This window comes from Leptospira venezuelensis (assembly GCF_002150035.1).
Taxonomy (GTDB): Bacteria; Spirochaetota; Leptospiria; order Leptospirales; family Leptospiraceae; genus Leptospira_B; species Leptospira_B venezuelensis.
On the sequence record NZ_NETS01000007.1, the window covers coordinates 309608 to 334309 of the forward strand.

At 41.0% G+C, this 24702-nt stretch carries 29 protein-coding genes; 28 read left to right on the forward strand and 1 reads right to left on the reverse strand.

What is annotated here, in order from left to right:
• The first annotated feature begins 62 nt into the window (after positions 1 to 62).
• The 28 genes from infC (at position 63) to B1C82_RS03585 (ending at position 24234) form a co-directional block, all read left to right on the forward strand.
• Positions 63 to 611, forward strand: a complete 549-nt coding sequence (gene infC, locus B1C82_RS03450) for a translation initiation factor IF-3 (RefSeq protein ID WP_086446211.1) — start codon at positions 63 to 65, stop codon at positions 609 to 611.
• Positions 612 to 644: 33 nt separating this feature from the next.
• The gene (rpmI, locus tag B1C82_RS03455) at positions 645 to 848 is read left to right on the forward strand and encodes a 50S ribosomal protein L35 (protein ID WP_010514334.1); all 204 of its coding nucleotides are present in this window, start codon (positions 645 to 647) and stop codon (positions 846 to 848) included.
• Positions 848 to 1201, forward strand: a complete 354-nt coding sequence (gene rplT, locus B1C82_RS03460; protein ID WP_086446212.1) for a 50S ribosomal protein L20 — start codon at positions 848 to 850, stop codon at positions 1199 to 1201. Before rpmI ends, rplT begins: the two co-directional genes overlap by 1 nt.
• Before the next feature lie 233 nt (positions 1202 to 1434).
• Entirely contained in the window at positions 1435 to 2103 is a 669-nt protein-coding gene (locus tag B1C82_RS03465) for a hypothetical protein (protein ID WP_086446213.1), read from the forward strand.
• Positions 2104 to 2108: 5 nt separating this feature from the next.
• Positions 2109 to 2408, forward strand: coding sequence for a cell division protein ZapA (locus tag B1C82_RS03470; protein ID WP_086446214.1), 300 nt, complete (start codon positions 2109 to 2111; stop codon positions 2406 to 2408).
• Between the two features lies 1 nt (position 2409).
• Complete coding sequence (locus B1C82_RS03475) at positions 2410 to 2997, forward strand: 5-formyltetrahydrofolate cyclo-ligase (protein WP_086446215.1); 588 nt, start codon at positions 2410 to 2412, stop codon at positions 2995 to 2997.
• A gap of 114 nt (positions 2998 to 3111) precedes the next feature.
• A complete protein-coding gene (locus tag B1C82_RS03480) occupies positions 3112 to 3597 on the forward strand; it encodes a chemotaxis protein CheW (protein WP_411550349.1) in 486 nt (161 codons plus the stop codon).
• On the forward strand, positions 3598 to 6750 hold the full coding sequence (locus tag B1C82_RS03485) for a chemotaxis protein CheW (protein ID WP_086446217.1): 3153 nt from the start codon (positions 3598 to 3600) through the stop codon (positions 6748 to 6750).
• A 16-nt stretch (positions 6751 to 6766) separates the two neighbouring features.
• A complete protein-coding gene (locus B1C82_RS03490) occupies positions 6767 to 7849 on the forward strand; it encodes a protein-glutamate methylesterase/protein-glutamine glutaminase (protein ID WP_086446218.1) in 1083 nt (360 codons plus the stop codon).
• A gap of 2 nt (positions 7850 to 7851) precedes the next feature.
• On the forward strand, positions 7852 to 8202 hold the full coding sequence (locus B1C82_RS03495; protein WP_086446219.1) for a response regulator: 351 nt from the start codon (positions 7852 to 7854) through the stop codon (positions 8200 to 8202).
• Positions 8203 to 8206: 4 nt separating this feature from the next.
• Entirely contained in the window at positions 8207 to 8983 is a 777-nt protein-coding gene (locus tag B1C82_RS03500; protein WP_086446220.1) for a segregation and condensation protein A, read from the forward strand.
• Positions 8984 to 8988: 5 nt separating this feature from the next.
• The gene (scpB, locus tag B1C82_RS03505; RefSeq protein ID WP_411550350.1) at positions 8989 to 9528 is read left to right on the forward strand and encodes an SMC-Scp complex subunit ScpB; all 540 of its coding nucleotides are present in this window, start codon (positions 8989 to 8991) and stop codon (positions 9526 to 9528) included.
• Positions 9515 to 10606, forward strand: coding sequence for a prephenate dehydratase (pheA, locus tag B1C82_RS03510; protein WP_086446221.1), 1092 nt, complete (start codon positions 9515 to 9517; stop codon positions 10604 to 10606). Before scpB ends, pheA begins: the two co-directional genes overlap by 14 nt.
• Positions 10603 to 11520: a prephenate dehydrogenase gene (locus B1C82_RS03515; RefSeq protein WP_086446222.1), complete on the forward strand. Its 918-nt coding sequence runs from the start codon at positions 10603 to 10605 to the stop codon at positions 11518 to 11520. Before pheA ends, B1C82_RS03515 begins: the two co-directional genes overlap by 4 nt.
• Positions 11501 to 12817, forward strand: a complete 1317-nt coding sequence (aroA, locus tag B1C82_RS03520) for a 3-phosphoshikimate 1-carboxyvinyltransferase (RefSeq protein WP_086446223.1) — start codon at positions 11501 to 11503, stop codon at positions 12815 to 12817. Before B1C82_RS03515 ends, aroA begins: the two co-directional genes overlap by 20 nt.
• On the forward strand, positions 12814 to 13527 hold the full coding sequence (gene cmk, locus B1C82_RS03525) for a (d)CMP kinase (RefSeq protein WP_086446224.1): 714 nt from the start codon (positions 12814 to 12816) through the stop codon (positions 13525 to 13527). Before aroA ends, cmk begins: the two co-directional genes overlap by 4 nt.
• Entirely contained in the window at positions 13517 to 15241 is a 1725-nt protein-coding gene (locus B1C82_RS03530) for a 30S ribosomal protein S1 (RefSeq protein WP_267890334.1), read from the forward strand. The genes cmk and B1C82_RS03530 overlap by 11 nt, the downstream gene beginning before the upstream one ends.
• A gap of 21 nt (positions 15242 to 15262) precedes the next feature.
• On the forward strand, positions 15263 to 16000 hold the full coding sequence (locus B1C82_RS03535) for a tetratricopeptide repeat protein (protein WP_086446226.1): 738 nt from the start codon (positions 15263 to 15265) through the stop codon (positions 15998 to 16000).
• Positions 16001 to 16630 carry an ATP phosphoribosyltransferase gene (hisG, locus tag B1C82_RS03540; RefSeq protein WP_086446227.1) on the forward strand — a complete coding sequence of 210 codons (630 nt, stop codon included), beginning with the start codon at positions 16001 to 16003 and terminating at the stop codon, positions 16628 to 16630.
• 56 nt (positions 16631 to 16686) lie between these two features.
• Positions 16687 to 16887, forward strand: a complete 201-nt coding sequence (gene rpmF, locus B1C82_RS03545) for a 50S ribosomal protein L32 (RefSeq protein ID WP_008593555.1) — start codon at positions 16687 to 16689, stop codon at positions 16885 to 16887.
• Positions 16888 to 16892: 5 nt separating this feature from the next.
• Positions 16893 to 17897, forward strand: a complete 1005-nt coding sequence (gene plsX, locus B1C82_RS03550; protein ID WP_086446228.1) for a phosphate acyltransferase PlsX — start codon at positions 16893 to 16895, stop codon at positions 17895 to 17897.
• A gap of 271 nt (positions 17898 to 18168) precedes the next feature.
• Positions 18169 to 18933 carry a 3-oxoacyl-ACP reductase FabG gene (gene fabG / locus B1C82_RS03555; RefSeq protein WP_086446229.1) on the forward strand — a complete coding sequence of 255 codons (765 nt, stop codon included), beginning with the start codon at positions 18169 to 18171 and terminating at the stop codon, positions 18931 to 18933.
• Between the two features lie 443 nt (positions 18934 to 19376).
• Positions 19377 to 19610, forward strand: a complete 234-nt coding sequence (acpP, locus tag B1C82_RS03560; protein ID WP_008594933.1) for an acyl carrier protein — start codon at positions 19377 to 19379, stop codon at positions 19608 to 19610.
• A 67-nt stretch (positions 19611 to 19677) separates the two neighbouring features.
• The gene (gene rnc, locus B1C82_RS03565; protein ID WP_199775827.1) at positions 19678 to 20415 is read left to right on the forward strand and encodes a ribonuclease III; all 738 of its coding nucleotides are present in this window, start codon (positions 19678 to 19680) and stop codon (positions 20413 to 20415) included.
• Between the two features lie 11 nt (positions 20416 to 20426).
• A complete protein-coding gene (locus B1C82_RS03570; RefSeq protein WP_086446343.1) occupies positions 20427 to 20888 on the forward strand; it encodes an NUDIX domain-containing protein in 462 nt (153 codons plus the stop codon).
• Positions 20885 to 21979, forward strand: a complete 1095-nt coding sequence (gene aroB / locus B1C82_RS03575) for a 3-dehydroquinate synthase (protein WP_086446230.1) — start codon at positions 20885 to 20887, stop codon at positions 21977 to 21979. Before B1C82_RS03570 ends, aroB begins: the two co-directional genes overlap by 4 nt.
• 236 nt (positions 21980 to 22215) lie before the next feature.
• Positions 22216 to 23085: a mechanosensitive ion channel family protein gene (locus tag B1C82_RS03580; RefSeq protein WP_086446231.1), complete on the forward strand. Its 870-nt coding sequence runs from the start codon at positions 22216 to 22218 to the stop codon at positions 23083 to 23085.
• Between the two features lie 48 nt (positions 23086 to 23133).
• Positions 23134 to 24234: a tetratricopeptide repeat protein gene (locus tag B1C82_RS03585; RefSeq protein ID WP_086446232.1), complete on the forward strand. Its 1101-nt coding sequence runs from the start codon at positions 23134 to 23136 to the stop codon at positions 24232 to 24234.
• Between the two features lie 99 nt (positions 24235 to 24333).
• Here B1C82_RS03585 and B1C82_RS03590 read toward each other — a convergent pair whose 3' ends face one another.
• Positions 24334 to 24663, reverse strand: coding sequence for a hypothetical protein (locus B1C82_RS03590; RefSeq protein ID WP_086446233.1), 330 nt, complete (start codon positions 24661 to 24663; stop codon positions 24334 to 24336).
• Positions 24664 to 24702: the final 39 nt, after the last annotated feature.

Here is a 24702-nt window from a genome sequence, read left to right on the forward strand (position 1 = left end):
GTAGAGAAAATCGCTTGAAAGCTAGCCTACTAGCCAAAAAATTGGAAAAAACCGGAGATTGAATGCAGAAGAGGCCTCAACCGAAACCCACCGATAAACTATTTACTCATAGAATTAATGAGAAAATTACAGGGGTAGCCCAGGTAAGATTGGTGTCGGACGACGGTGCAATGATCGTTTCTTTTGACGAGGCTTTACGGCGCGCTAAAGAAGAGAACTTGGACCTGGTAGAAGTATCGGGCGACCAAGAGATTCATGTCTGCAAGATCATCGATTACGGTAAATATAAGTTCGAACTACTTAAAAAGAGTAAGGAAGCTAAGAAGAAACAACACGTAATCAACGTAAAAGAAGTTAAGATCCGTCCAAGGATCGAGCAACATGATTACGATATTAAAAGACGCCACGCTCTGGAGTTTCTTCAAAAAGGGGACAAAGTTAAAGTCAGCCTTCGCTTTCGTGGTCGTGAAATGATGCATTCCGAACTCGGAATGAATGTAGTCAATCGAATGGTAGAAGATTTGAAATCGGTCGGTACTCCGGAAAGAGAACCAGTGTTAGACGGCCGCCAAATCGTTGTAGTTATAACACCTCTTGCTGTAAAGCAATAGAGTAAATATTCAGGAATTATCGAGGTAGGGGAAATGCCTAAGCTTAAAACAAATAGAGCCGCAGCTAAACGGTTCAAGTTTTCCAAAAATAATAAAATAAAACGGAAGAGTATGAACACCCGTCACATTCTTACCAAAAAAGGACCTAAAAGACGTCGTCGTCTTAGAGGAATGACTTTGGTAGTGGATGCGGATTGGAAAGCAATCGTTAGACTCATGCCTTACGGAGTTCGATAATGCCACGCGCAACAAACGGAACCATACACAAGAATCGTCGTAAAAAAATCCTAAAAACTGCAAAAGGTTTTAGAGGAGCAAGATCCAAGCTTTACAGAACTGCGAAATCCGCAGTAATGAAAGCGGGCCAATGGGCGTATAGAGACAGAAGAGCAAAAAAACGCGATTTCCGTAAACTTTGGATTATCCGTATTAATGCTGCTGCTCGTGAGGCTGGACTTTCTTATTCTCAATTCATGTATGGATTGAAAAAAGCCAATATTTCTTTGGATAGAAAAGCCCTGGCAGAACTTGCATTTAACGACAAAGAAACTTTCAACGCTCTAGTTGAAAAAATCAAGGTAGCGGCGTAATCAATATTAGCCCTTAGGAAGGTCCGGTTTTTCGGATCTTCCCGCCTGAAAAAGCCCGTAATTCTACGGGCTTTCTTCGTTTTTAGAAAAAAAGGTTTTTCTCTTTTTCAGAAAGATGAAAAATGGGATGGATTTTGCCGATTTGGCGGGTCGGAAATATTTAGGCGGAATTTCGCTCTAAGTGTAATTTTATAAAATAAACCACTCCGATAAAGGAGAACGAGGTTCGCACTATGTTAACTATGGAGACAATTGAGGAGCTCGAGAGTAAAGTCCTAAAAGCACTCGAACTCATTAGCGACCTTCGGGCGGAAAACGGTCGCCTGGAAACAGAAAACGAATCTCTTCGCGCGGAAAACGACCAGATGAAACTGGCGATGGAAGAGAAAGAGAAAGAACTTTCTTCTCTCCGCGAACAACTCCAAAAAGCAAACGCAGAGTTGGAAGGAATCAAAGACAGAGAGCGTGCACTCGAAGCTAAGATCAATCAACTTCTGGGACGTTTGGATGGTCTCCCTGCTTCTGGCAGCGGATCGTCACCTGCTTCTTCTTCACCTAAGCCTAGTTCAACGTCTTCTTTTGCTACGGGCGCTGTTGCTGGTGCGGCGGCGGCTTCTGCTGCTCCTTCTGTAGTTAGAGATTCTTCGGAAGAAGATTTTAACGAAGACGATGAGATCATTCTTCTCGATGACGAAGATGATGATATTTCCGTTCTAACTGAATCTTCCGATTCTTCCGGAGGAGACGACGAGATCATTATCACTGACGAACCAATCGACGACTTCAGTCCTGTTTCTGCTGACGATGATGATATCATTATCGAAGACGATGATGACGCGATCAGCGTATTCGATGCGGATGAAGACGACGACTTCCTAGTCATCGAAGACGATCCTAAGTAATTTTTATGAGTGAAAGAGTCAAAGCTCGGATACTGGGCGACGACTATACCATCGTAGGCGATACCGATCCGGAGTATATCCATAGGCTCGCCGAATTGGTGGACCGAAAAATCCGTGAGTTACAATTGGGAATGCCTAATGCTCCTAAATTGAAACTCGCGGTGCTCGCTGCTTTAAACTTCGCAGACGAATTGGAACAATCCAAAAATCAATCAAGCGACTCAGGACCTTCTTCTCCAGAAGCGGAAGAAAAGACCAAAAAATTGATCACTCTTTTGGAAGAAGGTCTGATCGGAGATCTTTGATTTGGTTTCTAAATCGGAAGCCAGAAAAAAGATAAAATCTCTTCTCTTGGATATTCCTTCCAGGAAGGAAAAAGAAGAAAGTATCCGCGCGAGTCTTCTGGAATTTCTGAGACATAGCTCATCTTCAACCCAATTAAAAATCATCTCTTATGTTGCTGATGATTTTGAAATTTCTCCTTTTCTACCGTTAGGCCCTGCTTTACAGTTAGGAAGTTTTGGTTTGGACATATTTTTTCCAAAAGTAACAAATTCAGGACTTGAATTTAAATCGGGTTCAGGATTTTCCCCAGGTGCCTTTGGCATTTTAGAGCCTACGGGAGAAGCTATCCTCCGGCCGGAAGATGCGGATTGGATTTTAGTCCCTGCTTTGGGGTGGAATCAGGAGGGGGCAAGGCTCGGAAGAGGGAAGGGATTTTACGATCGTTCTCTAAAGGATATACTTTCCGAAAAAATGATTGGCCTTTCTTTTGAGGACCTATACCCTTGCGATTTTTCCGCGGAACCCCATGATCTGAAAGCAGGTACAGTGATTACGGAGAAAAAAAACCATTGCTTTCCCGGTAAAATGGGAGAAAAATCAGTCGGATAATTCGATAGGGAGTTTCTTTTTCAGGGGGCTCCGTGTCGACAATGTACTAAGCCGGAAACTTGAGCCCAAAGTTTCCGTTTTGAAAGAGTAAGTGGCGGAGAACCGGTGAAAACCATAGATAAAAATAACCACGCGGAACAAAACCAAGAAGAGAAAGAACTGGATACAATCCAGGAATTTCTCACATTCGAAGTGGATAAGGAAATTTTCGGGATCGATATTCTTTATATTCACGAGATCTTAAAACCGGTGCCTATTACAAGAATTCCTAATGTCGAAGGTTTTATTCTCGGAGTGATTAACTTAAGAGGTGAGATCATTCCTATCATGGATCTAAAGGAACTTTTTGGATTAGGTTTTTGTGATATTCTTCCTTCCACTCGGATCATTGTAGTTGTCACTGGAGAAAAAAGGGCAGGTCTCCTAGTCGACTCAGTTAAACAAGTTGTTAAGATCCGCAAAGACAAGGTCAGCCAAGCGGACGAAGACCTGAGTGTAAATTATAGCGAACTTATAGAATCAGTCAGCCAATTCGAAGAATCTCTTATCCTAAACTTGAATCTTTCCAAGGTAATGGATTATGCTGGGGAGGAGGCGTAAATGGCAGGAGTACTTGGCGAATACACAGAACTCTTTTTAGAGGAATCTGAAGACCAGATAGAAGAACTAAATGCGAATCTTCTGAAACTGGAAAAGGACCAATCCGATCCTCAGACTATCAATGATATTTTCCGTGCGGCTCACTCTTTAAAAAGTTCGGCTGCTTTCGTTGGATTGTACAATCTTTCCGACCTTGCTCATAAGATGGAGAATCTTCTCCAAAGTATCCGAGATGGAAAACTTGCAGTTAATCTATCCCTGGTAAATCTACTATTCCAATGTTTTGATTTGATCAAGAACGTGATCGTGAATGTTGCCGCTGGTAAAAAAGTGGATACTCCTTATACGGATATGATCCAAAGACTGGAAGCATACGAAAAAAATCCGGATGTGGCCTCCGCTCCAAGTGGGCCTGCAAGATCCGTTTCTCAATCCTCTGCTCCAGTTGCAAAACAAGAAGAAATTCCAGGCAATGGAATTGATCTGGATGCAGACGACCAAAAAGAAATTGAGGAAGTACTACGCAACGGTTCCGGAAAACCTTGGCTCTTAAAAGTGGGACTCAAAAAAGATTCTCCGATGAAGGGCTTACGTTATACTCTTATTGTCCAAAACCTTAAAAATTTAGGCCAAGTATTTCGAACAAAACCAAGCGCGGAAGAGTTGGAGAATGGAACAGAGGCTCCGTATCTTTCTATACTGATCGTAAGTTCTGAATCCCAAGAGGAACTCACCAAAGCTGCAAACGTAGACATGGTGGAAAATCTGATGATCCAGGAATTTAAACTTAGTGGTTATTCTGAGTCTGGAGTTTCTTCTTCCTACCAACTCGACGAGGAAGAGAGAAGTACTGAGGCAAAAGTTACTTTAAAAAGTATTAAAGTATCTTCTGACAAACTGGATCAACTCATGAATAATGTGGGTGAGCTTGTAATTACAAACTCTGGCTTCCAGAAAATTTATGATGATCTTCTTCGCACATTTGGGGATGATCAGTTATTCAACGAACTCAAAGGTCGTATTGATCTAATCAATCGTATCTCTAAGGAGCTTCAATCCGGTATTATGAATATCCGGATGGTCCCGATTTCTACGGTATTCCGTCGTTTCTCTCGTTTGGTTAGAGACCTTTCTTTAGAAACAGGGAAAACAGTTGATCTGGTCTTAAATGGAGAATCCACTGAGCTTGATAAAAAAGTTATCGATGCATTGGGAGAGCCGCTTCTCCACTTGATCCGAAACTCTGTCGATCATGGTATCGAATCTCCGGAAGAAAGAAAAAAATTTGGTAAACCTGAAACCGGTATCGTAGAGCTGAACGCCTATCAAGGCGGCAGCAATATTATGGTAGAGATCCGTGATGATGGTCGCGGATTGGATTTGGAAAAAATCCGCAGAAAAGCAATTGAGAAGGGACTCGTTTCTGAAACCGATGCTGCTGCTTTAGAAGAAAGTGATATTTACCAATTCATCTTCGCTCCTGGTTTCTCCACTGCAGATAAGATAACCGATATTTCTGGTCGCGGTGTTGGAATGAATGTGGTGAATAGCCTCATCCAAGAATTCAAAGGTAAAATCCTGATCCAATCTCAGAAAGGATCCGGAACTTCTTTCGTTCTGTCATTCCCTCAGGCACTTGCAATTATTCCTTCTATCCTGATCGTAATGGAAGAAGAAGTTTACGCTTTCCCTCTATCGGAAGTGAACGAGACCATAAAGGTAAACAACGAACAGATCACTACTCTGGAAGGAAACGAGATCATCAATTTGAGAGGAGAGGTTCTTCCTATCTACAGATTGAATCGTATTTTGGGTCTTCAGGACAAAACGGATAGAGAAGAATTCCCGGTTGTTATCGTTCAATACAAAGGCCGCAAGTTAGGCTTCATGGTAGATGAACTTGTTGGAAAACACGAAACAGTCATCAAGTCCTTGGAGAAAAACTTCAAAAATATCAAGGGACTTACTGGAGCTTCCATCATGGGAGATGGAACCATCATCATGGTTCTAGATATTCCAGGACTTGTTGAATTTGCTGCCGAGTTGGAAGAGAATGCAAGATATGTGAACTATCATCTTGAAACGATGAAACGTATCAGCACGATCCGAACCATCGAAACGGAAGAAGAGAAGTATATCCAAAAAACTTCTAATCCTACTAACGTTTATAATCATAAATTACATGAGATCACTACTCGAGAAAGAGAGCGTCGTAAGAAGAGCGAACGTAAAAAATCGGAAGAATCTAAAAAGGTAATCGTAGCAAAAGAAGAACTCGAAAGAGAAATTTCTTCTACTCCGATCAAAACCACTATGGAGATCCGACCTTCCGAGGAAAAATTAATCACTTCTACTGAAACTCCTTCTGAACTTTCTTCCAATACTGCGGTTCTGGAAAGACCAGCTGCCAAAAAAGAAGGAATGGAAGAAGCTTACAGATCTCATATCAACGAATTGATCTCAGATTCTCCAGTTTCTGACGAAGAAAGAAAAAGAGCGGATCATATTATCGAAGGTTTCTTAGAACAGAAAAAACAGAGAATGATGGCTGTTTCTCACTCTAAGGAATTTACAGGAAACCTGAGCAAGGAACAGATCAAGAAGATCGAATCTGTAGTTAATACAGGTATGATGAATGCCGGTATGGTGCTCTCTCAAATCCTGAATAGGAACGTGGATCTATTTATTCCTGAAATTATCATGAATGATAAGGAAGGTTTGGCATCCGAGATCCGTTTTTCTGACGATAAATTCTACGGAATGAAAGTCAGAATGACCGGCGATCTGAACGGGAATATGCTTATGATGTTCTCCAGAGAGAACGCCAAAAATTTAGCTAGAGAACTTTTAGATTCTAATCCGAGCGGAGACGTTTTAGATGATGATACTAAGAGCGTTCTGTCTGAGATCGCAAACATAGTTTGTGCCTCCGTTTTGAACTCTATTTCCAATAAGGCGAAAGTGGGTGTTATGCCGGATGTTCCGGAACTTGTGGAAGGAACCTTCCTGGAAGTTTTGGATGTTGTTAAACCGGAAAGAACTAAGTTCTTAAGTATGCTCACTGAATTTAATCATGAGGGAAACAACCTGTTGGGAGTACTTTTATTCCTTCCGGACTTTGATGAACTCATGGATTTGCTTCCGAAATTTTAAACACTAGGATTTTGTCGTGGTAGGAACTCCTGCGGACGGGTCGATTCGGGTCGTGATTATAGACGACTCTCTTTTGGTGAGAAATATTATTTCGGACCAGATTAAAAAAGAAAGTCGGATCCAAGTTATAGCAACGGGTAAAACCGGAGTGGATTGTATTGAACTAGCCACTAAGCTTAGACCAGACATTGTAATATTAGATGTAGAAATGCCCGTGATGGACGGGCTTACTGCGCTCCAAGAACTGCAGAAACGAAAATTGGGTATTCCAGTAATGATGCTCTCTGTTTTGACACAACATGGAGCGGATGCAACTTTCAAAGCATTAGAATATGGAGCAATAGATTTCGTTCCGAAACCTTCTTCCAGTAACCAATTTAATCCGGAAGAAATCGGAACAGTTCTCAAAAATAGAATACTCGCTTATTTCGATAGCTTACGACCAAGTCATGCGGGTATTGATCCCAAAAAAATCGTAGATACGGTCAAAAGTAAAATTTTCAAAGATGGAAAAAAAGTCGTGGAAGCGGTTTGTATTGGGACATCAACCGGTGGTCCGAAAGCATTACAGACAGTTTTTTCTGATTTTCCGGAGAATTTTCATCTACCAATTTTCGTCGTACAACATATGCCTGTGGGTTTTACGAAAGCTTTCGCTTCTCGTTTAAATGATCATTCTAAAATCACAGTAAAGGAAGCCGAGGACGGAGAAGAAGTTCGTCCAGGAACTGGTTACGTGGCGCCGGGTGATGCACATTTGAAGATCGAATCTAAGGCAGGACGGAAATGGATTGCCTTAGGTAGGGAAGCGTTAGTAAATGGACACAGGCCCTCAGTCGAAGTTTTATTCGACAGCGCAATCCGGGAATACGGGAGCGCCTTAGTCGGTGTGATTATGACCGGCATGGGAAAAGATGGAGCGGCAGCGACTCTCAGAATGAGAGAGACTGGAGCTTCTACTGTTGCCCAAGACGAGGACAGCTCCGTGATCTTCGGAATGAATCGCCAAGCCATCGAAATGGGTGGGGTTCAGTTCGTAGAACCAGTAAGCGCAATAACATCAAGGATACTTTCCATTCTCAAAGAAAGGGGAAACTAATTATGGCCAGAATTCTCGTAGTAGACGATGCAAAATTCATGAGGACCATGGTGAAGGACGCACTCGTCGCCGGAGGGCATGAGATCGTCGGCGAGGCCGAAAACGGAAATATCGCTGTCGATCAGTACAAAGCGATCAAGCCGGACCTAGTCACCATGAGAGAAAAAGACGGGATCGAAGCAGCCCAGGAAATTTTTAAATTAGATCCGAAAGCACGTATCATTATGGTAACTGCTCTTGGTCAGGAAGAGCTTCTTGCGAAAGCGATCAAGATGGGAGTGAAGGATTTCGTAGTAAAACCTTTCTCACCTGAAAGATTGCAACAGGCGGCAGAAAAAGCACTGAATTCATAAAGAGATGGAGAGAGAAAACGCCACACAATCCTTCGTAGTTCAATGGAACAATTCCGAAGGTGGTATTACAGAGGGACCTTTAAGTCTTCTCTGGTCTCTTATCGAAAGTTATAAGGTGGATATATTTGAAGTATCCCTTTCTCAAATCACCCAGGACTTTCTAAACTTCATTAAGATTTCTGCAAGTATCCATATAGACATGGGGGCGGAATACGCTCTTATGGCTGCTAATTTAGTTTATCTCAAATCCAAAGCTTTATTACCCGATCCAGGTTTCGAAGAAGAAGATTATGATCCTCCTCTTCCGCCTGAATTGGTCGAAAAACTTCTAGAACATAAAAAATTCCAATTAACCGCCCAAAAAATGGGGGATGTGGATAAGGTACAAGCTGGAGTATTCTCCAGGGAGACCAATCAGGTCATAGATGAGTCAGAATCCTGGCTGGATCTAAGCCTTTTAGATCTGATTTCCGCATTTAACGAGATCTTGGAAAAACGGGAAGATGAAGGCGAGATTCCCGCTTTACTTACCGCGCCCCACCGGTATTCTGTCGAGGAAAAGATGGGTACCATTTCCGAACTGCTCGTCGAACGTTCGGATATCTCTTTCGAAGAATTGTTTTCTACGGTCAAGCCGGAGAAAGCCGAGATAGTAGCCGTCTTTCTGGCAATGTTGGAGCTCTGCAAACAGAGAATTGTATCCATACGCCAGCATCGCACATTCGGCGAAATCCGTATATTCTTGGTGGGAGAACCGTGGAACGCGACAAAGCCGGCTTAAAAGGACTGATAGAAGCGCTACTTTTCCTTTCCGGGGAACCGCTTAAACTAGCCAGTATCGCAAAATCCATAGACTGTGAAAAACAGGAAGCTCGTGATATATTGGACGAGCTGATCTTGGATTACCAAGAGAAGGACGGAGGATTCGTTCTTAGAGAGATCGCAGGCGCTTACCAATTTTCTACGAACGAAAAATATTCTGAAATTTTAGCAAGACTCTTCAAAGAGAAGAAGAGGGAACAACTTTCACGTTCCAGTTTGGATACTTTGGCGATCATAGCCTATAAACAGCCGATCACATTATCTGAAATTGATGATATACGAGGGGTTTCTTCCAGAGCTATGGTAACTTCTCTTATATCTAAAAAACTAGTGAAACCGGTTGGTAATAAAGAAGTTCCTGGAAGACCTGCATTGTACGGAACAACTAAAGATTTTTTAATACATTTCGGATTAAATAAACTGACCGATTTACCTGCCCCTGTGGAAGTGAAGGAATTAAAATTCGAGAACCTGGATGATTTGATAGAGAATGGCCAAGAATAACGACAAACTGAAAGAGTTCCGGGACAAGATTGATTCCCTGGACAAAGAAATCGTAAAGGCTATCCAGGCCAGGGCGGAGATCGCCTCTGAGATTGGTGAAATTAAAAGAGAGAATAACGAACCGATCTATCGTCCTGACAGAGAAAAGGATGTTTATGAAAAAATCCTTGGACTGAACGGAGGACCACTTCCTGACAAGGTGCTTCTTGCAATTTATAGAGAGATCATGTCCGGCTCCTTCTCCGTTGAAAAAGGTTTAAAGATAGGTTATCTTGGCCCGGAAGGATCTTTTTCTCATCAAGCAGTTCGTGCAAGATTCGGAACTTCTGTAGAGGCTACTGAATTTCCTTCTATTCCTGAAGTGTTCCGTGCGGTAGAAACTGATAAGGCGGATTACGGAGTTGTTCCTGTGGAAAATTCTTCCGAAGGACTTGTGAACTCCACTCTGGATCAGTTCTTGGTTTCCGATCTAAATATTTATTCTGAAATTTATCTTAAGATACATTTGAATCTTTTAGGATACGAACATGATCTTTCTAAGATCAAAACTTTGTATGGGATCAAGATCGCAAACTCACAATGCCGAAATTGGATCGCTGCGAATCTTCCTCATGTGGAAGTTTCGGAAACTCCTTCTACTTCAAGAGCCGCAAGTATTGTTGCAGAGAAGAAAGAAGCATGTGCTGCAGTAGCTTCTTCCATCGCCGCAGAAATTTACGGTTTAGATCTAGTTAGAGAATCCATCGAGGATATGTCGGACAATACTACCAGATTTTTGATCATAGGTAAGAACCAATGTCCTCCTACAAGTAACGACAAAACTTCCGTAGTTTTTTCCATTCCGGATAAACCAGGATCACTTTATAAAGTTCTAAAGCCTATTTTCGATAAAGGGATCAATATGACTAAGATTGAGTCTAGGCCTACTCGCAGGACTTCTTGGGAGTATAACTTCTTCATAGATTTCTTAGGTCATAAAAAAGATCCTCAGATTGAAGAGGTCTTAAACACCTTAAAGGAAAATACAATCTATCTCAGGATTTTGGGATCTTATCCGATCTCTCCACCTAACCCGTGAAAACCGAATTTTCTAGAATCCTGATTTACGGCCTTGGAATGATGGGTGCCTCCCTCTCCTTGGCATTACGTAAAAAAAACTCCAAAGCAGAAATTGTAGGAGTGGTAGGATCTCCTTCCAGTAAGGAGAAGGGGATCCGTCTTAAATCAGCGGATCAAATATATACTTCTGAAGAATTTTCAAAATCCCCCGATTGGGAATCATACGATCTGATCGTTTTCGGAGTTCCGGTCAACACAACTGTAGAAGTGATTTCCAAACTTCCTTCCGGATTTAAAGGTCTTTTGACGGATATGGGTTCCACTAAACAAGAGATCGTCCATGCGGTGGAATCAGTTCTTACCGGAGAGCATCGATATATTTCTTCTCATCCAATGTGCGGTTCTGAGGAATCAGGATTAGAGTTTGCGAATGTGGATCTGTATGAAAACAGACTTTGTATTTTAACTAAACCGAAAGGTGCTACCGATGAGGCATATTCAGAGATAGAAAATTTTTGGAAATTTCTAGGAATGTCTACTACCGAAATTCCTGCTCATGAGCATGATAAAATACTCTCCTATGTTTCTCATGTTCCTCATTTAATTTCTTCTCTCATGACAAATTGGGTTTGGGAAAACGGGTGTGTAAGAGAATTTACTCAAAATTCTCCTTTGCCTTTGACCGGCGGAGGATTCCGAGACATGACCAGGATCGCAGGTTCTAATCCTAAAATGTGGTCACCTATCTTTTCTTCTAACCAAGAAGAGATCTATAAGGCTCTTTTGGACTATAAAGATAGATTGGAGAAACTTCTTTCGGAGTTAAAACCAGAAAAGCCGCTCGACCTAAAACATTGGGAGTCCTTCATGGAAAAATCTCGTATTGATAGGGACGCAATTTTAAAGAAACAAAATGATTCCAAGAATCCTTAAATCTTCCGGAAGAGAAATCACAGTTCCGGGAGACAAATCTCTTTCTCATCGAAGTGTATTATTCTCCGTATTATCCAAAGGGACCTCTCATGTTTCCGGGTTTTTAGAAGCGGAAGATCCATTAAATACAATGAAAGCTTTCACTCAGCTCGGGTTGAAAGTAGAGAAGATCTCAAAAGGAGAATATGTTTTTACGAGTCCTGGCAAACATGCTCTTCAATCTCCAAAGGACGTTCTCGATTTTGGAAATGCTGGAACTGGTATCAGATTATCTGCAGGATTACTTTGTGGACTCCAAGGAATTAAGGCCACACTAACTGGAGACCATTCTCTTCAAAAACGGCCAATGTCCCGTATTATAAAACCTTTAAGTTCCATGGGAGCTTCTATCTCAGGAAAAGATGATAAGGCGCCTTTAGAAATTGTAGGAAAAAAACTTTCAGATTTTCATTATAAAAGTCCGATCGCTTCCGCTCAGGTGAAATCCTGCCTGATGTTGGCTGCAATGGCTTCTGAAACTTCTTTAGAATACGAAGAAGATATTCTTTCCAGGGACCACACAGAGAATATGTTCCGGTTTTTGGGAAATAAACTTTCATATATTTCTCCCACTCATTTTAAAATGGAACCTCCTTATACATTTGAAGCAAAAGAATTTAAAGTGCCTGGAGATATTTCCTCTGCTGCATTCTTCTTGGTACTCGGAGTTCTCTTAAAAGAAGGTTCCGTTCTTGTGAAAAATGTGGGATTAAATCCTTCTCGGATCGGTATCTTACATGCACTCGAAGTGATGGGAGCAAAAATTCTAATCCATAATAAAAGGATAGAATGTGGAGAACCAGTCGGAGATCTGGAAGCAGTTTCTTCTAATTTACGTTTTGCGGAAATTAAGGAAGAGTGGATCCCTTCTCTCATAGACGAGATCCCAATTCTTACGATCGCAGGGCTTTTTGCAAAAGGTGGATTTATTATTCGTCATGCAGAGGAACTTCGTGCAAAAGAATCAGATCGTATTTCGGCAATGGTTGAAAATTTGCGGAACCTTGGAATTACAGTGCATGAATATCCGGATGGTTACGAGATCCCTGAAATTGGTTCCAGTGCAAATTCTTCTGAACTTTCTTCCTGGTTATCCGGAAACTCTGTGGATGTTTTTACTAAGATGGATCATAGGATCGCGATGAGCTTTATGATCCTAAAAGCAGTGAGTGGTTTGGAAATTCGTCCGGATGAAACTTCTTGGATAGAAACTTCTTTTCCTGGATTTGAATCTTTATTGGAAGGTTTCGTGAGATGACGGAAAACGTGATCGCATTAGATGGGCCAGCCGGAACAGGCAAGAGTACGGTAGCTCGAGAACTTTCTAAAAAACTTGGATTCGAATATTTAGATTCTGGTGCATTCTACCGCGCGTTAACACTTCATATTTATAAAATCTATAAATCCAAAAACTCTTCTATTTCCTTTTCGGATTGGTTATCAGGTAAGGAGTTCCTTCCACTCACGGAAGGTGTGGAAATTTTATGTGAATTTTCAGAAACAGGGGAGAACAGTATTTTCTTAAATGGAGAAAATGTTTCCGTAGAGATCAGAACTCCTGAAATCACAAGAGAGATTAAATACATCGCAGACAAAGCTGCATTTAGAGAATTCGTAAATTCTCAATTGAGAAAGCTCTCTCAAACTCATCGTCTGGTAATGGACGGTAGAGACATAGGTACCCACGTATTTCCGGACGCTCGTTACAAGTTCTTTTTGACAGCTTCCTCCAGAGTTCGGGCCGAAAGAAGATATAATCAATTATTAGAGCAAGGTATTCGTTCGGATTTAGAAGAAATCGAAAAGGAAATCGTGATTCGTGACAAATCCGATATGGAAAGGGAAATCGCCCCTCTCCGGAAAGCAGAGGACGCAATCCTCATTGACACAGATAACCTGCCAAAAAATAGTGTAATTAGTAAGATCCTTGGGTGCCTAGACTCTGGCATTTATAACGATTCGCACTAATCCCAATCAAACACCGAGTATTTCAATCCGTATGAGTAGCCAACAAGACAAGTCCACTTTTGCAGAAGTTTTCAAACAGTGGGAAGAAAAGAAAAACGACGAAGCCGAAATTCGCAAAGACCAAGTGGTCGAAGGTAAAGTCGTATCCGTAGACAACGATAACGTCTATGTGGCAATCGAAGGATTGAAACAAGAGGGAAGAATTCCTCGCTCTGAGTTCGACGAAAAACCGGAACTCGGATCTTTAGTAACCGCACTCGTAAAAAGAAAAGAGTCAACTGACTCAGGATGTGTCCTTTCTAAAAAAGAAGCCGACCAAAGAAAGGGTTGGGAAGTTGTTAAGGATGCATTCAAAAATAATTACCAAGTCAGTGGACGTTTGGTAAATGAGATCAAAGGAAAAGGATACATCGTTAACGTCGAAGGTTCCGAACTTTTCCTTCCAGCTTCTCAACTTAGTTATAAATTCTCCGATGGAGAAAATTTCAAAGGTGTAGAACTCGATTTCAAAGTAATCGAGATCAATGAACGCACCCGCTCCGGAGTCGTTTCCCGAAAAAAACTTCTAGACGAAGTGAATAATGAAAAATGGGACGCACTCGCTGAGAAGGTCAAAGTTGGAGATAAGATTAAAGCAACCGTTTCCAAAATTGCAAGCTTCGGAGTTTTCTGTGATCTGGAAGGAGTTGTAGGACTTCTCAGACAAAGAGATATCTCTTATAAAAAATTCGCACCATTCAAACAATACTTCACCATTGGACAAGAGATTGAACTTCAAGTTCTTGAAATGGAGAAGGAAAACAACAAACTCGCGTTAGGACTCAAACAACTGTATGAAGATCCTTGGGTTTGGGCAAAACGTTCCTTGGAAAAAGACATGGTCATCCGTGGAACTGTTACTTCTCTTACTAATTTTGGTGCATTCGTAGAATTGAAAGAAGGTTTAGAGGGTTTAATTCATACTTCTGAATTAACCTGGGCTAAAAAACCTCCTCATCCAAAAGAACTTTTGAAAAAAGGACAAGAGGTAGAAGCTCTGATCCTAGATATCGACTTCGAAAGCAGAAGACTTTCTCTAGGTTTAAAACAACTTCAACCGAATCCTTGGGATGCTTTAGGGCCTGAAGTTAGAGTAGGAAATGTTCTAACTGGAAAAGTAACCGGTATTACTAAATATGGCGCATTCGTAGAAGTGGAAAATGGCATCGAAGGTCTGATCCACATCAGCGATATCACTTGGGATGAAAAACAAAAGAACCCAACTTCTCTACTTAAAAAAGGAGAAGAGGTTAAATACATCATCCTAGACATCAATTTTGATGCTCAAAGAATTTCTTGTGGATTAAAACAACTGCAAGAACATCCTTACGAAGCATTAAGAAATCGTTATCCTATCGGTTCAGTTGTTCAAGGTAAGATCAAGAGTATCGTTGATTTCGGTATGTTCGTAGAGATCGAACCTGGTTTTGAAGGACTGGTCCATATTTCTGAGATTCCTGGCGGAAAAGACACCAACTTGGCTGAGTCTTACAAGCCTGGTGATATCGTAAAATGTGCAGTAGTTAAGATCGATTCCAAAAACAAGAAGATCTCTCTGTCTATCAAGGATTTCGATAAAGCCTTAGAAAGAGAAGAGATGGCGAAGTATTTAAAAACTTCCGACACTCCTTCCAGAGAAAGTTTAGGCAGCTTTATCAATTCTTCCTTAAAATAAGGACGACTCTCGGAGTTTTGGATGAAACGATTCGAACCTAAAACAGGTGCTTCTATTACTGATATCGATCCGTATCCAGGTCTTACTGGAGCAGAAAGATTTTTTGCAATTTTATTCTCAAAGATTGGAGAGAATAAAAAGCAGGTTTTATTCGCAGTCGGGGTTTTATTCGTTACTGTACTAGCGGTTGTTAGTTGGAACGAATATAGAGCAGAACAATTCCGTAAGGGTACTCTTGCCATCGAAAAAGTGGAGAAGGAGTTAGCTCTTTCTCCAATGACCGAGATCACTGATAAGATCAAAAAATACGAAGCGATTGCTTCTGCTTACAGTTCTCCTTCTTTAGATATCAGACTTTCAAAAACTTTGGGAGATCTATATGCGAAGAACGGAGAATACCAAAAAGCGGCAGAGAAGTTGGAATTTGCAGGTAAAAAAATAGACGAACTTCCGGAAGTGAAGGCCTACTATTTTTATATCGCAGGAAACTATAGAGAAAGTGCAAACCAACTCGCGGAAGCAGAATCCGATTACGGAGTTTCCGTTTCTCTTTTAAGCAGCCGTAAAAATGTTTCGGGATTTTATGCTTGGAGCCTATACCAAGCGGGTCGTTTGAAACTTCAAAACGGCAAAAAAGAAGAAGCAGTCGATCTACTTAAAAAAGTTTTAGACCAAGACATCGCTTCTCCTTCCGAAGAATTTAAAGCGGTTAGAGAACTAGCCACTTATCTTCTACTAAAAAGCAGCCAGGGAAACTAAATGCTAACTTTGGCCCTTCCGAAAGGACGGCTTGCCGAAGAGAGCATAGAACTCATGCTCGAAAGGGGATGGCTTTCTGGCCGTCCCGATCCTGATTCCAAAGAACTTATATATAAAGACCCAAAGGGAAAGGTCCGTATTTTACTGGTCCGCTCCCAAGACGTGGCGACTTACGTGGAACAAAATTCCGCCGATGCCGGTATTGTGGGATGGGACGTATTATTGGAAGGTGGTTATGACCTTCTTCTTCCCTTGGATTTGGCCATAGGAAAATGCAGACTTTCAGTAGCAGGCCGAAAAGGTTGGAGCCTTAGTTCAGGGGAAAGAAAGGTCCGTGTAGCGACAAAATATCCGAATATCGCCAAGGACTTTTTCCTGAAAAAAGGGATTAACTGCGAGGTGATCAAACTTTACGGAAGTATTGAGCTCGCTCCTTTGGTAGGCTTATCGGATTGTATCGTGGATTTGGTGTCCACGGGCGGCACTCTCAGAGCCAATAATCTGGAAGAGATCGAAGTAATTATGGAATCCACGGCGAGATTGGTATTTAATCGCTCAGCATTATACACAAAACGGGCAGAAGTTGGAGAATTCTTAGATTCATTCGCTTTGACCGAAAAACAGTTGTGAATTCCGGCTTTAAAAAAAACATAGTCGTAAATCGACATTATCTATAGAGAAAAACAATGGCAGTTCCTAAGAGACGAAAATCTAAATCAAAAGTGAGGATGAAACGGGCCCATCATGCGATCGGGAAACCGAATCTAGTCCCTTGCCCGAACTGTAATTCCTTCAGACCTCCTCATAGAATCTGCCCTGTTTGCGGTTTTTACAAAGACCGTGTAGTGGTGGAACCGAAAGTCAGGAAGACTAGCGAAGAGAATTAATCAATATGTGGGTCGCCGTCGATGCAATGAGCGGCGACTACGGTCCTGATAGGATCGTAGAAGGTGCCGTTAACGCGGTAAATCACGACGGCAGAAACGTCATACTCGTTGGTAAAGAAGAAGATATCAGCGAGATCCTCCTCAAATACGAATACGATACAAACAAGATCAGGATTGTTCACGCTAGCGAGATCATAGGCATGAACGATTCTCCTTCTATAGCGGTTCGTGCTATGGAAGATTCTTCCGTTGTGCAGGCAGCTCAACTGGTTGCTGATAAAAACTGCGTTGGAATGTTCTCTCCTGGAAATACAGGCGCCACTATGGCTTCTGCATTATTATATCTAGGAAGAATTCCAGGTGTATTAAGACCTCCAATCGCTGCTCCCATCCCAAGAGAGAAGGGAGCTCCTACACTTCTTTTGGATGCGGGTGCGAACGTGGATTGTAAGCCTGAGTATTTGGCCCAATTCGCAATCATGGGAGAGATCTATTCCAGATTAATCTTTAATATTCATAAACCAAAGGTTGGGATCTTATCTAATGGAGAAGAAGATAAGAAGGGAAACTCAGTCACCGTAAAGGCATTCGAATATATTAAGAAACTACCAATTGATTTTGTGGGAAATGTAGAAGGACGAGATCTTTACGGTGGAGGAAGGGATGTGGACGTTGTAGTCTGCGACGGTTTCGTAGGAAATATTGTCCTAAAAGCAACAGAAGGTCTTTCCAAATCCATATTTGCGGTTCTCAGAGAGAGCATCGCTCAGTCTAGCCTTGCACAAACAGGTGCACTTCTTCTCAAACCTACATTTACTGCGATCAAGAAAAGATTGGATTACGCTGAATACGGTGGAGCACTTCTTCTTGGTGTAGATGGAACATGTTTAATTGGGCATGGTTCTTCCAATGCACATGCAGTCCGAAACGCGATCCGAGTCGTAGTAGAATGTGCCGAAAGAGATGTGAACCAGCGCATCAAAGAAGATATAGAGAAGGCAAAGTTCTAGTTAGAGCCGCTGAGATTATGGAGTCGCTAAGTATTCTCACGCAGAGACGCAAAGTCGCAGAGAATAAAGGTTTTAGGATCTATTGAGTTTCCATGGCTCCTGATAAGATTACTTACTAAAAAACCCAAAAACTCTGTGCCTCCGTGCCTCCGTGCCTCTGCGTGCCCAAATCCTCTGAGTCTCCCTTCCCTTCGCGGCTCCGTCCCAGAATCACTTGACCCCCCAGGCCCGAAAAATAGGCTAACCGCAGAATCTGGTAAGGAAAAAACCAATGATCGATTTGAAAGGCAAAAACGCCATTATAACCGGGGCTGCCCGCGGAATCGGTAAAGCAACCGCTCTTAAACTCGCGCAAGCAGGCGCAAACGTTGTCATTGCCGACTTAAACGAAGAGGCAAGTAAAGCTACTGCGGCTGAGATCGCAAAAGCTACAGGTGTAAAAGCAATCGGAGTCGCTGTAAACGTAGCGAACGCAGAATCCGCTCAAGCAGGTATCCAAGCTGTTGTGGATAATTTCGGTTCAATAGACATTCTCGTGAATAATGCCGGTATCACTAAAGATACTCTTATGCTTAGAATGAAACAAGAACAGTGGGACGCTGTAATCGCAGTAAACCTGACTGGAACTTTTAACTGTATCCAGTCTGCTATTAAATTTATGGCAAAGAATCCGAACGGTGGATCCATCATCAACCTTTCCTCCATTGCTGGAGTGAACGGAAATATCGGACAAACTAACTACTCTGCTTCCAAAGCAGGAGTAATCGGTCTAACTAAAGCTGTCGCTTTGGAAATGGCAGGTCGTAAAATCCGTTGTAATGCGATCGCTCCAGGATTTATTGCTACTGAAATGACAGATGCGATCCCTGAAAAGATCCGTACTGCTATGGTAGCTGCGATCCCTTTGAAAAGAGCAGGACAACCGGATGATATCGCGAATACTATCGCGTTCTTAGCTTCTGATATTTCCTCTTTCATTACAGGACAAGTGATCGAAGTGAACGGTGGGGGATTCCTTCCAGGAGTCCAAGCCTAATTATTCAGTTCTAAATCTGAATAAAACAGGTAAGAAAGCCCGGAATTTTCCGGGCTTTTGTTTTTTTGGAGAACTAATCAAACCTCTCCGAAAGATTCTTACAATGTTCCATTCAATTATAAATCCGAACGGCGTTCGAACGAATGATCGAGAACAGTCTCAATATCAAATATTAGAAATGTGACTTTTTGATTATTCGAATATGGAAGGGGCTGGAATTTTTGATCTATTAAGTCGATCCGATACGTGAGTTATAGAACATCTTCTTTGAAAAAATATAAAAAAGAAATTTGGATAATATTCTGTTTTTTTCCCGTTTCCAATCCGTTATCGCTTGCCAAAACATTTGAGAAAAAAATGTTTAAAAATCGGTGGATGAATTCATCCCCGATTCTAAACCTAACTAAAACTTACATACCACTTTGGTGGTACGGAGGAAACAAATGGCAGATTTCGAAAAGATTAAGTCTATTATCGTTGAGCAACTTGGAGTGGATGAGTCAGAAGTGACTCCTGAAGCACACTTCATTGATGACCTTGGTGCAGACTCTCTTGACACAGTTGAACTCGTTATGGCTCTTGAAGAAGAGTTTGGCGTTGAAATTTCCGATGAGGATGCTGAAAAGATCCAAACCGTCGGAGACGTAATTAAGTTCATCGACACTCTAAAGTCCTAATTGACTAGACCTCCGGGTTCTTACGGGAACTCGGAAGTCTTTCTTCCATTCCTTTTATCAAAATCCTTTGATAAAAAAAAAACACAATCAGAACCAAAATAAGACTGATCCTAAAACTAGAAAGGATCCTTCTCAACTTGCGTCCGAACTTGGTTTAAGATTTAATAAACCTTCTTATTTAGAAATCGCATTCATACATAGTTCTTTCCGGAACGAAAATCCAGATTACAAAGAAGACAATGAAAGACTCGAGTTTTTAGGAGATTCGGTTCTCGGACTCGTGGTCGCAAAATATTTATATAGAACAAATCCTTCCGCGAATGAAGGAGAACTTTCTAGGAAAAAAGCAACACTCGTTTCTACTGCAATGTTAAACGGGCTCAGTGAAAAATTGGGACTCACTTCTTATGTTTTATTAGGAAAAGGGGAAGGCCATGGAGGCGCTCAAAAAAAACTGGGAGCTAATCTATTCGAGTCCTTGGTTGGTGCGATTTATTTAGACCAAGGAATGGAAGCAGCAGAGAAGTTTATAATCGAACATCTTATAAATTACGTTAAAACTTCCGATAAGGTAAGAGAGGCTACGGATTATAAATCCATCCTCCAGGAAATTTGCCAAAAAAAATTCAAACTTCTGCCTTCATACAGATTGCTAAAAGAGATTGGACCGGATCATGAAAAGATCTTTTATGTTAGTGTTTCCATTAGGGACAGACATTCTGCAGAAGGTAAAGGAAAGAATAAAAAATTCGCAGAACAAGACGCAGCGAAACAATTGTTGAAGGCCTTAAAAATAAAGGTTTAATGAAATCTAATATGGAATTCTTTTTTAAAAAGAAAGGTTTAAGGGTCCGTGTGGCCGCTTTGATCCGAAATCGTAAGGGAGAGATCCTACTTCTGCAGCAGAAAAAGAAGGATGCCTATTACTGGTTATTACCAGGCGGCGGAATAGAATTTGGAGAAAGTGCAGAAGATGCGCTAAAAAGAGAACTGAAAGAAGAACTCTCTCTGGATATCACAAGTGCAAATTTTCTATTCTTGAATGAGTCTATAGATCCTAAGGGAAATCGTCATCTTCTTCAGTTAGTATTCTTAGCCACCGTCAAAAAACAGGATCCGGAAGTGAACCTGAAAGAAAAGGCGATCACAGGATTCGGCTATTTTCCTTTGGGTGCGGTTTTAGAAATGGATATAAGACCGGATATTAAGGATTTTCTTTCTTCCGGAAAATACAAACCGGCTCCCTTTATACGAAGCCAATGGGTATATGATAAATGAATCCTATCCGGGAAGTTCAGATTAGAGCATTTTCAAAAGAATATAAAGTACAAATCCACTCAGACTTTAGAGGCTTGGGAGAAACGATCAAAAGATTTTATCCTGTTTCTTCCATATTTATACTTACGGAAAGAAAACTTTCAGGATTATTTTCCAAGTTTTACGAATCAGAACTTTCCAATCTTGGAATTCCACATCACGAAATTTATATTAAAGGTGGAGAGAAGAATAAACATATTCTTCGCACTGCAGAAGTTTATAATAAGCTGATTGAGCTTGGAGCAGACCGTAAAAGTTTGATCCTTGCTTTGGGTGGAGGAGTGGTTGGAGATTTTGCCGGTTTTATCGCTTCCACGTTCCAGAGGGGAATTCGTTTTGCACAAATTCCCACAACCTTACTTGCTTCCGTTGATTCTTCTGTGGGTGGAAAAGTAGCCGTGAATGCTGATCTTGGAAAAAACATGATCGGCTCCTTCTACCAACCTGAGTTTGTATATTTACCTTTGTTCGCGTTGTCCACTTTGCCAAAAAGAGAATGGAGATGTGGAATGGCAGAGATCGTAAAACACGGTCTTTTGTCCGGAGGAGAATATCTGGAGAAGGTCCGCTCGAATGACAAATCTGTCTATGACCATACTTCTCCCGAACTTTTGGAATTGATTGTAGGTTCTATTTTATATAAGTCTAATATAGTTGCCCAAGACGAAAGAGAAACTGGCTTGAGAAAAGTCCTGAACCTGGGACATACAACCGCCCACGCGATAGAGTCTCTCACAAATTACAGAAGATATTCTCATGGGGAGGCGGTTTCCATAGGACTTTTAACTGCTATTATTCTTTCCACGGAAAAACAAGGCCTTGATCTTTCTTGGATAGAGGACTTAAAAAAAATCCTGAAAGCATATGATCTTCCATATCATGATAAAAGTAAATCCGCGCAAGTTGCGAAACATACTCTTCATGATAAGAAAAATGTGGGCAACTCGGTTCGATTTGTTCTTCTTCAGTCTCCAGGAAATCCGATTTGGGATATTCCAGTCGAGCTTGGAGAGATCGCTTCTGCTTTTAAAAAGCAGAAGAAAATGGATTAGAATTTTCTTAATGTAGGAGCTCCCACATGATTGCAAAGGCGGCCCCCACCCTGGTTTGGGTGGAGGGGAGTGGCCCGTGGGAGAGCCTTGTAAGCTTCTATCATAGAATCATTATATTTTCAATTTGTATCGGATTTGTGCCCGGAATTTTGATTCCAAGTTCGTCTTAGCGATGTTTGCACGTTGAAATTCGCCTTGCCTTGGCTTGTAGTTTCTTTAGCCTGGGTTCTCTCGTCATGGAAGAAATTCTCCGGCTTTTAAATCCGATCTCCCTTCTGAACTCTAAGGAAAGAACCATCACGGAAGAATTCGTTTTGGTCGTGTATTTTATTCTGACCTTGGTGATTGTTTATAAAACTTTCGTTTTGAGTTTCGATAGGATAAGCCCTCCTGCTGATAATTCTGTCAGATACAATCGAAGGCGAGTGACTCGGATCTTGTTTGTGGTTGTAGGAGCAGTTTCCCTTCTTCCCGTAATTTTTTCCGGACTATCTTATCTTCCTACAGTGATGGGTCTTGCTGGAGCGGGTATTGTAATCTCCTTAAAGGATATCACTTTAAATTATGTGGGCTGGCTGCTTATACATGGCAGCAACGGTTTTGAAGTAGGGGACCGGATCGAGATTGAAGGTATTAAAGGGGACGTGGTTAATATAGGGATCAATCGTTTTACTTTGATGGAGTTAAGCCCGGATCCTAAATCGGAACAATCCACGAATCGACTCGTACATCTTCCGAATCATACGATTATTCTCCATAAAGTATATGTGGTTAAGGAAAAAATGGGATTCGTATGGGACGAATTCAGGATTAAGATCCCTCATAGCGCCGATTGGGAGGCCGCTGAAAGAATTCTAAACGGGATCCTAAAAAATGGATCCATCATAGATCAACATAAGATTGATTATTCCGTCAGAGAACTTTCCAAAAACTATTTGGTCCGATTGGGTAAGACCACTCCTATCGTGTATATGAACGTGGAAGAAGGAGGAGTATTATTCTCTCTTCGTTATCTTACTCATATCAAAGAAAAGAGGAACCAAAAGGCAAGGATCTCGAGAGAAGTTTTGAAAGAATTCGGGGATTCCGGGATTCAATTATTATAGTTGTCCGGGATTTTTTAATAAAGGATATATGAAATAGGTAGTTGAACCTTGAGACAGTATCATTCATTTTCGTGGGCGACCTATTTTTCTAAAATAGTCTTATTTATTATTTTTTCCTTATGTTTCTATGCAGCGGAGATTTTTTCAGAGGAAATTTCCAGGCCAGAATATGAAAAAGCGGATCGACTGATTGAAAACCAGGATTATAAATCCGCATTAAAAATCTTACTGGAATACGAAAAGAAAAGGCCGCAGGATGATGTTCTACTTTTTAAAATCGGTTTCAGTTATTTTCGATTAGAAGAGGATCAAAAAGCTTTAACGTATTTTGAAAAAGCAATTCGATCCAATCCTAAAGAAGCGCAATATTATGATTATTATGGGGCTACTCTTTATTTTTCCGGGAAGATAGACGAAGCCGAGAAACAATTCCTAAAATGTATAGAATTGGATCCAAAGGCCCAAAAAGCTTTGAGCATGTTGGGTGCTGTCTATGCCGAAAAGAGACAACCATCCAAAGCAAAGGAATATTTTTTAAAGGCTTTGGAAATCGATCCGGATGATCTGAGGGCAAATTATAGTCTTGCTGGTCTTTACTTTAATGAAGGTGAGTTAGTAAATTCTCAGAAATATTTCGAGATCTGTTATAAGTTAGATCCTGAAAATTATGCCACTGTAAGCTATTTAATAGAAAACTTATATAAACAGGAAAAATTCGACGAAGCGGAAAAATATAAGAAACGCCTGGCACAAATCAGGAACTCTTCTAAGGACCCGCGTATCTCTAATTTGAAATATTTCCGTTTCGATACTTTTCCGATTAAAGATTATATGATCGTTGCTCAGGAAGGATTTTCTAAAACCGGAGAACTATATTACTATTATGTTTTTTCTGTATTCGATAAGAACGGAAAACATTTGAAAAATATCAATTTGGAATCGTCGACAATTCTAAAAGAGCAAGGATTCAAATATATTATCGGAATGGATAGTATTGAGGAAGGAAATGCGAGACATTCCACTTCTAATGTCGCGTATCCAGAATTACCTTCTTACTTTGAATTGAAATCCTTATTGACGGAAGTATTAGAGGGCAAAGTGAATTTTCCGTATAGTTCTTCTGTCAGCCCGAATCCAAAATCGAAATGAATTTGGAGAAGCGGGGATTCAGATAGTGTAATCCATTTTACTATCTTTAGGCCCGAGTCCATAAAATATAACTGGGGAGATTATTAACCAGATCAGGATTCAGATCCAAAATTCTCCTGCAAAAATATTATGAACTTTTAGAAAATCCTTAAATGGATTTTCGGAAACCCGAAGAAACATTAGGAATTCGAACAAATCGGTCATCAAACACCATATTAATCCGATCAAGAAAGCTTCGATTCCACTTTTAAAAGGCCATTTTTTGGAAACATAGAAGATGGGTATAGAAAGAAGAAATAAGCCTGTAAAAACAGAGATCTGGTGTGAAAGATGTTCTTCGAAAAAACCCTTATAAGCCAATTCACGTATGGCTGCATTCAATAACGCGGCTATAAGGAGAAGGAACCAGCTTAAGATATATTTGATCATGATTGTTTTTTATCACGTTAACGAACTATAAAAAGAAAA

Excerpts from the sequence above, each read along its gene's own strand:
- infC (WP_086446211.1), top strand. The coding sequence starts at position 63 with ATGCAGAAGAGGCCTCAACCGAAACCCACCGATAAACTATTTACTCAT.
- rpmI (WP_010514334.1), top strand. The coding sequence starts at position 645 with ATGCCTAAGCTTAAAACAAATAGAGCCGCAGCTAAACGGTTCAAGTTT.
- rplT (WP_086446212.1), top strand. The coding sequence starts at position 848 with ATGCCACGCGCAACAAACGGAACCATACACAAGAATCGTCGTAAAAAA.
- B1C82_RS03465 (WP_086446213.1), top strand. The coding sequence starts at position 1,435 with ATGTTAACTATGGAGACAATTGAGGAGCTCGAGAGTAAAGTCCTAAAA.
- B1C82_RS03470 (WP_086446214.1), top strand. The coding sequence starts at position 2,109 with ATGAGTGAAAGAGTCAAAGCTCGGATACTGGGCGACGACTATACCATC.
- B1C82_RS03485 (WP_086446217.1), top strand. The coding sequence starts at position 3,598 with ATGGCAGGAGTACTTGGCGAATACACAGAACTCTTTTTAGAGGAATCT.
- B1C82_RS03495 (WP_086446219.1), top strand. The coding sequence starts at position 7,852 with ATGGCCAGAATTCTCGTAGTAGACGATGCAAAATTCATGAGGACCATG.
- B1C82_RS03500 (WP_086446220.1), top strand. The coding sequence starts at position 8,207 with ATGGAGAGAGAAAACGCCACACAATCCTTCGTAGTTCAATGGAACAAT.
- pheA (WP_086446221.1), top strand. The coding sequence starts at position 9,515 with ATGGCCAAGAATAACGACAAACTGAAAGAGTTCCGGGACAAGATTGAT.
- aroA (WP_086446223.1), top strand. The coding sequence starts at position 11,501 with ATGATTCCAAGAATCCTTAAATCTTCCGGAAGAGAAATCACAGTTCCG.
- cmk (WP_086446224.1), top strand. The coding sequence starts at position 12,814 with ATGACGGAAAACGTGATCGCATTAGATGGGCCAGCCGGAACAGGCAAG.
- B1C82_RS03535 (WP_086446226.1), top strand. The coding sequence starts at position 15,263 with ATGAAACGATTCGAACCTAAAACAGGTGCTTCTATTACTGATATCGAT.
- hisG (WP_086446227.1), top strand. The coding sequence starts at position 16,001 with ATGCTAACTTTGGCCCTTCCGAAAGGACGGCTTGCCGAAGAGAGCATA.
- rpmF (WP_008593555.1), top strand. The coding sequence starts at position 16,687 with ATGGCAGTTCCTAAGAGACGAAAATCTAAATCAAAAGTGAGGATGAAA.
- plsX (WP_086446228.1), top strand. The coding sequence starts at position 16,893 with ATGTGGGTCGCCGTCGATGCAATGAGCGGCGACTACGGTCCTGATAGG.
- fabG (WP_086446229.1), top strand. The coding sequence starts at position 18,169 with ATGATCGATTTGAAAGGCAAAAACGCCATTATAACCGGGGCTGCCCGC.
- acpP (WP_008594933.1), top strand. The coding sequence starts at position 19,377 with ATGGCAGATTTCGAAAAGATTAAGTCTATTATCGTTGAGCAACTTGGA.
- B1C82_RS03570 (WP_086446343.1), top strand. The coding sequence starts at position 20,427 with ATGGAATTCTTTTTTAAAAAGAAAGGTTTAAGGGTCCGTGTGGCCGCT.
- aroB (WP_086446230.1), top strand. The coding sequence starts at position 20,885 with ATGAATCCTATCCGGGAAGTTCAGATTAGAGCATTTTCAAAAGAATAT.
- B1C82_RS03580 (WP_086446231.1), top strand. The coding sequence starts at position 22,216 with ATGGAAGAAATTCTCCGGCTTTTAAATCCGATCTCCCTTCTGAACTCT.
- B1C82_RS03590 (WP_086446233.1), bottom strand. The coding sequence starts at position 24,663 with ATGATCAAATATATCTTAAGCTGGTTCCTTCTCCTTATAGCCGCGTTA.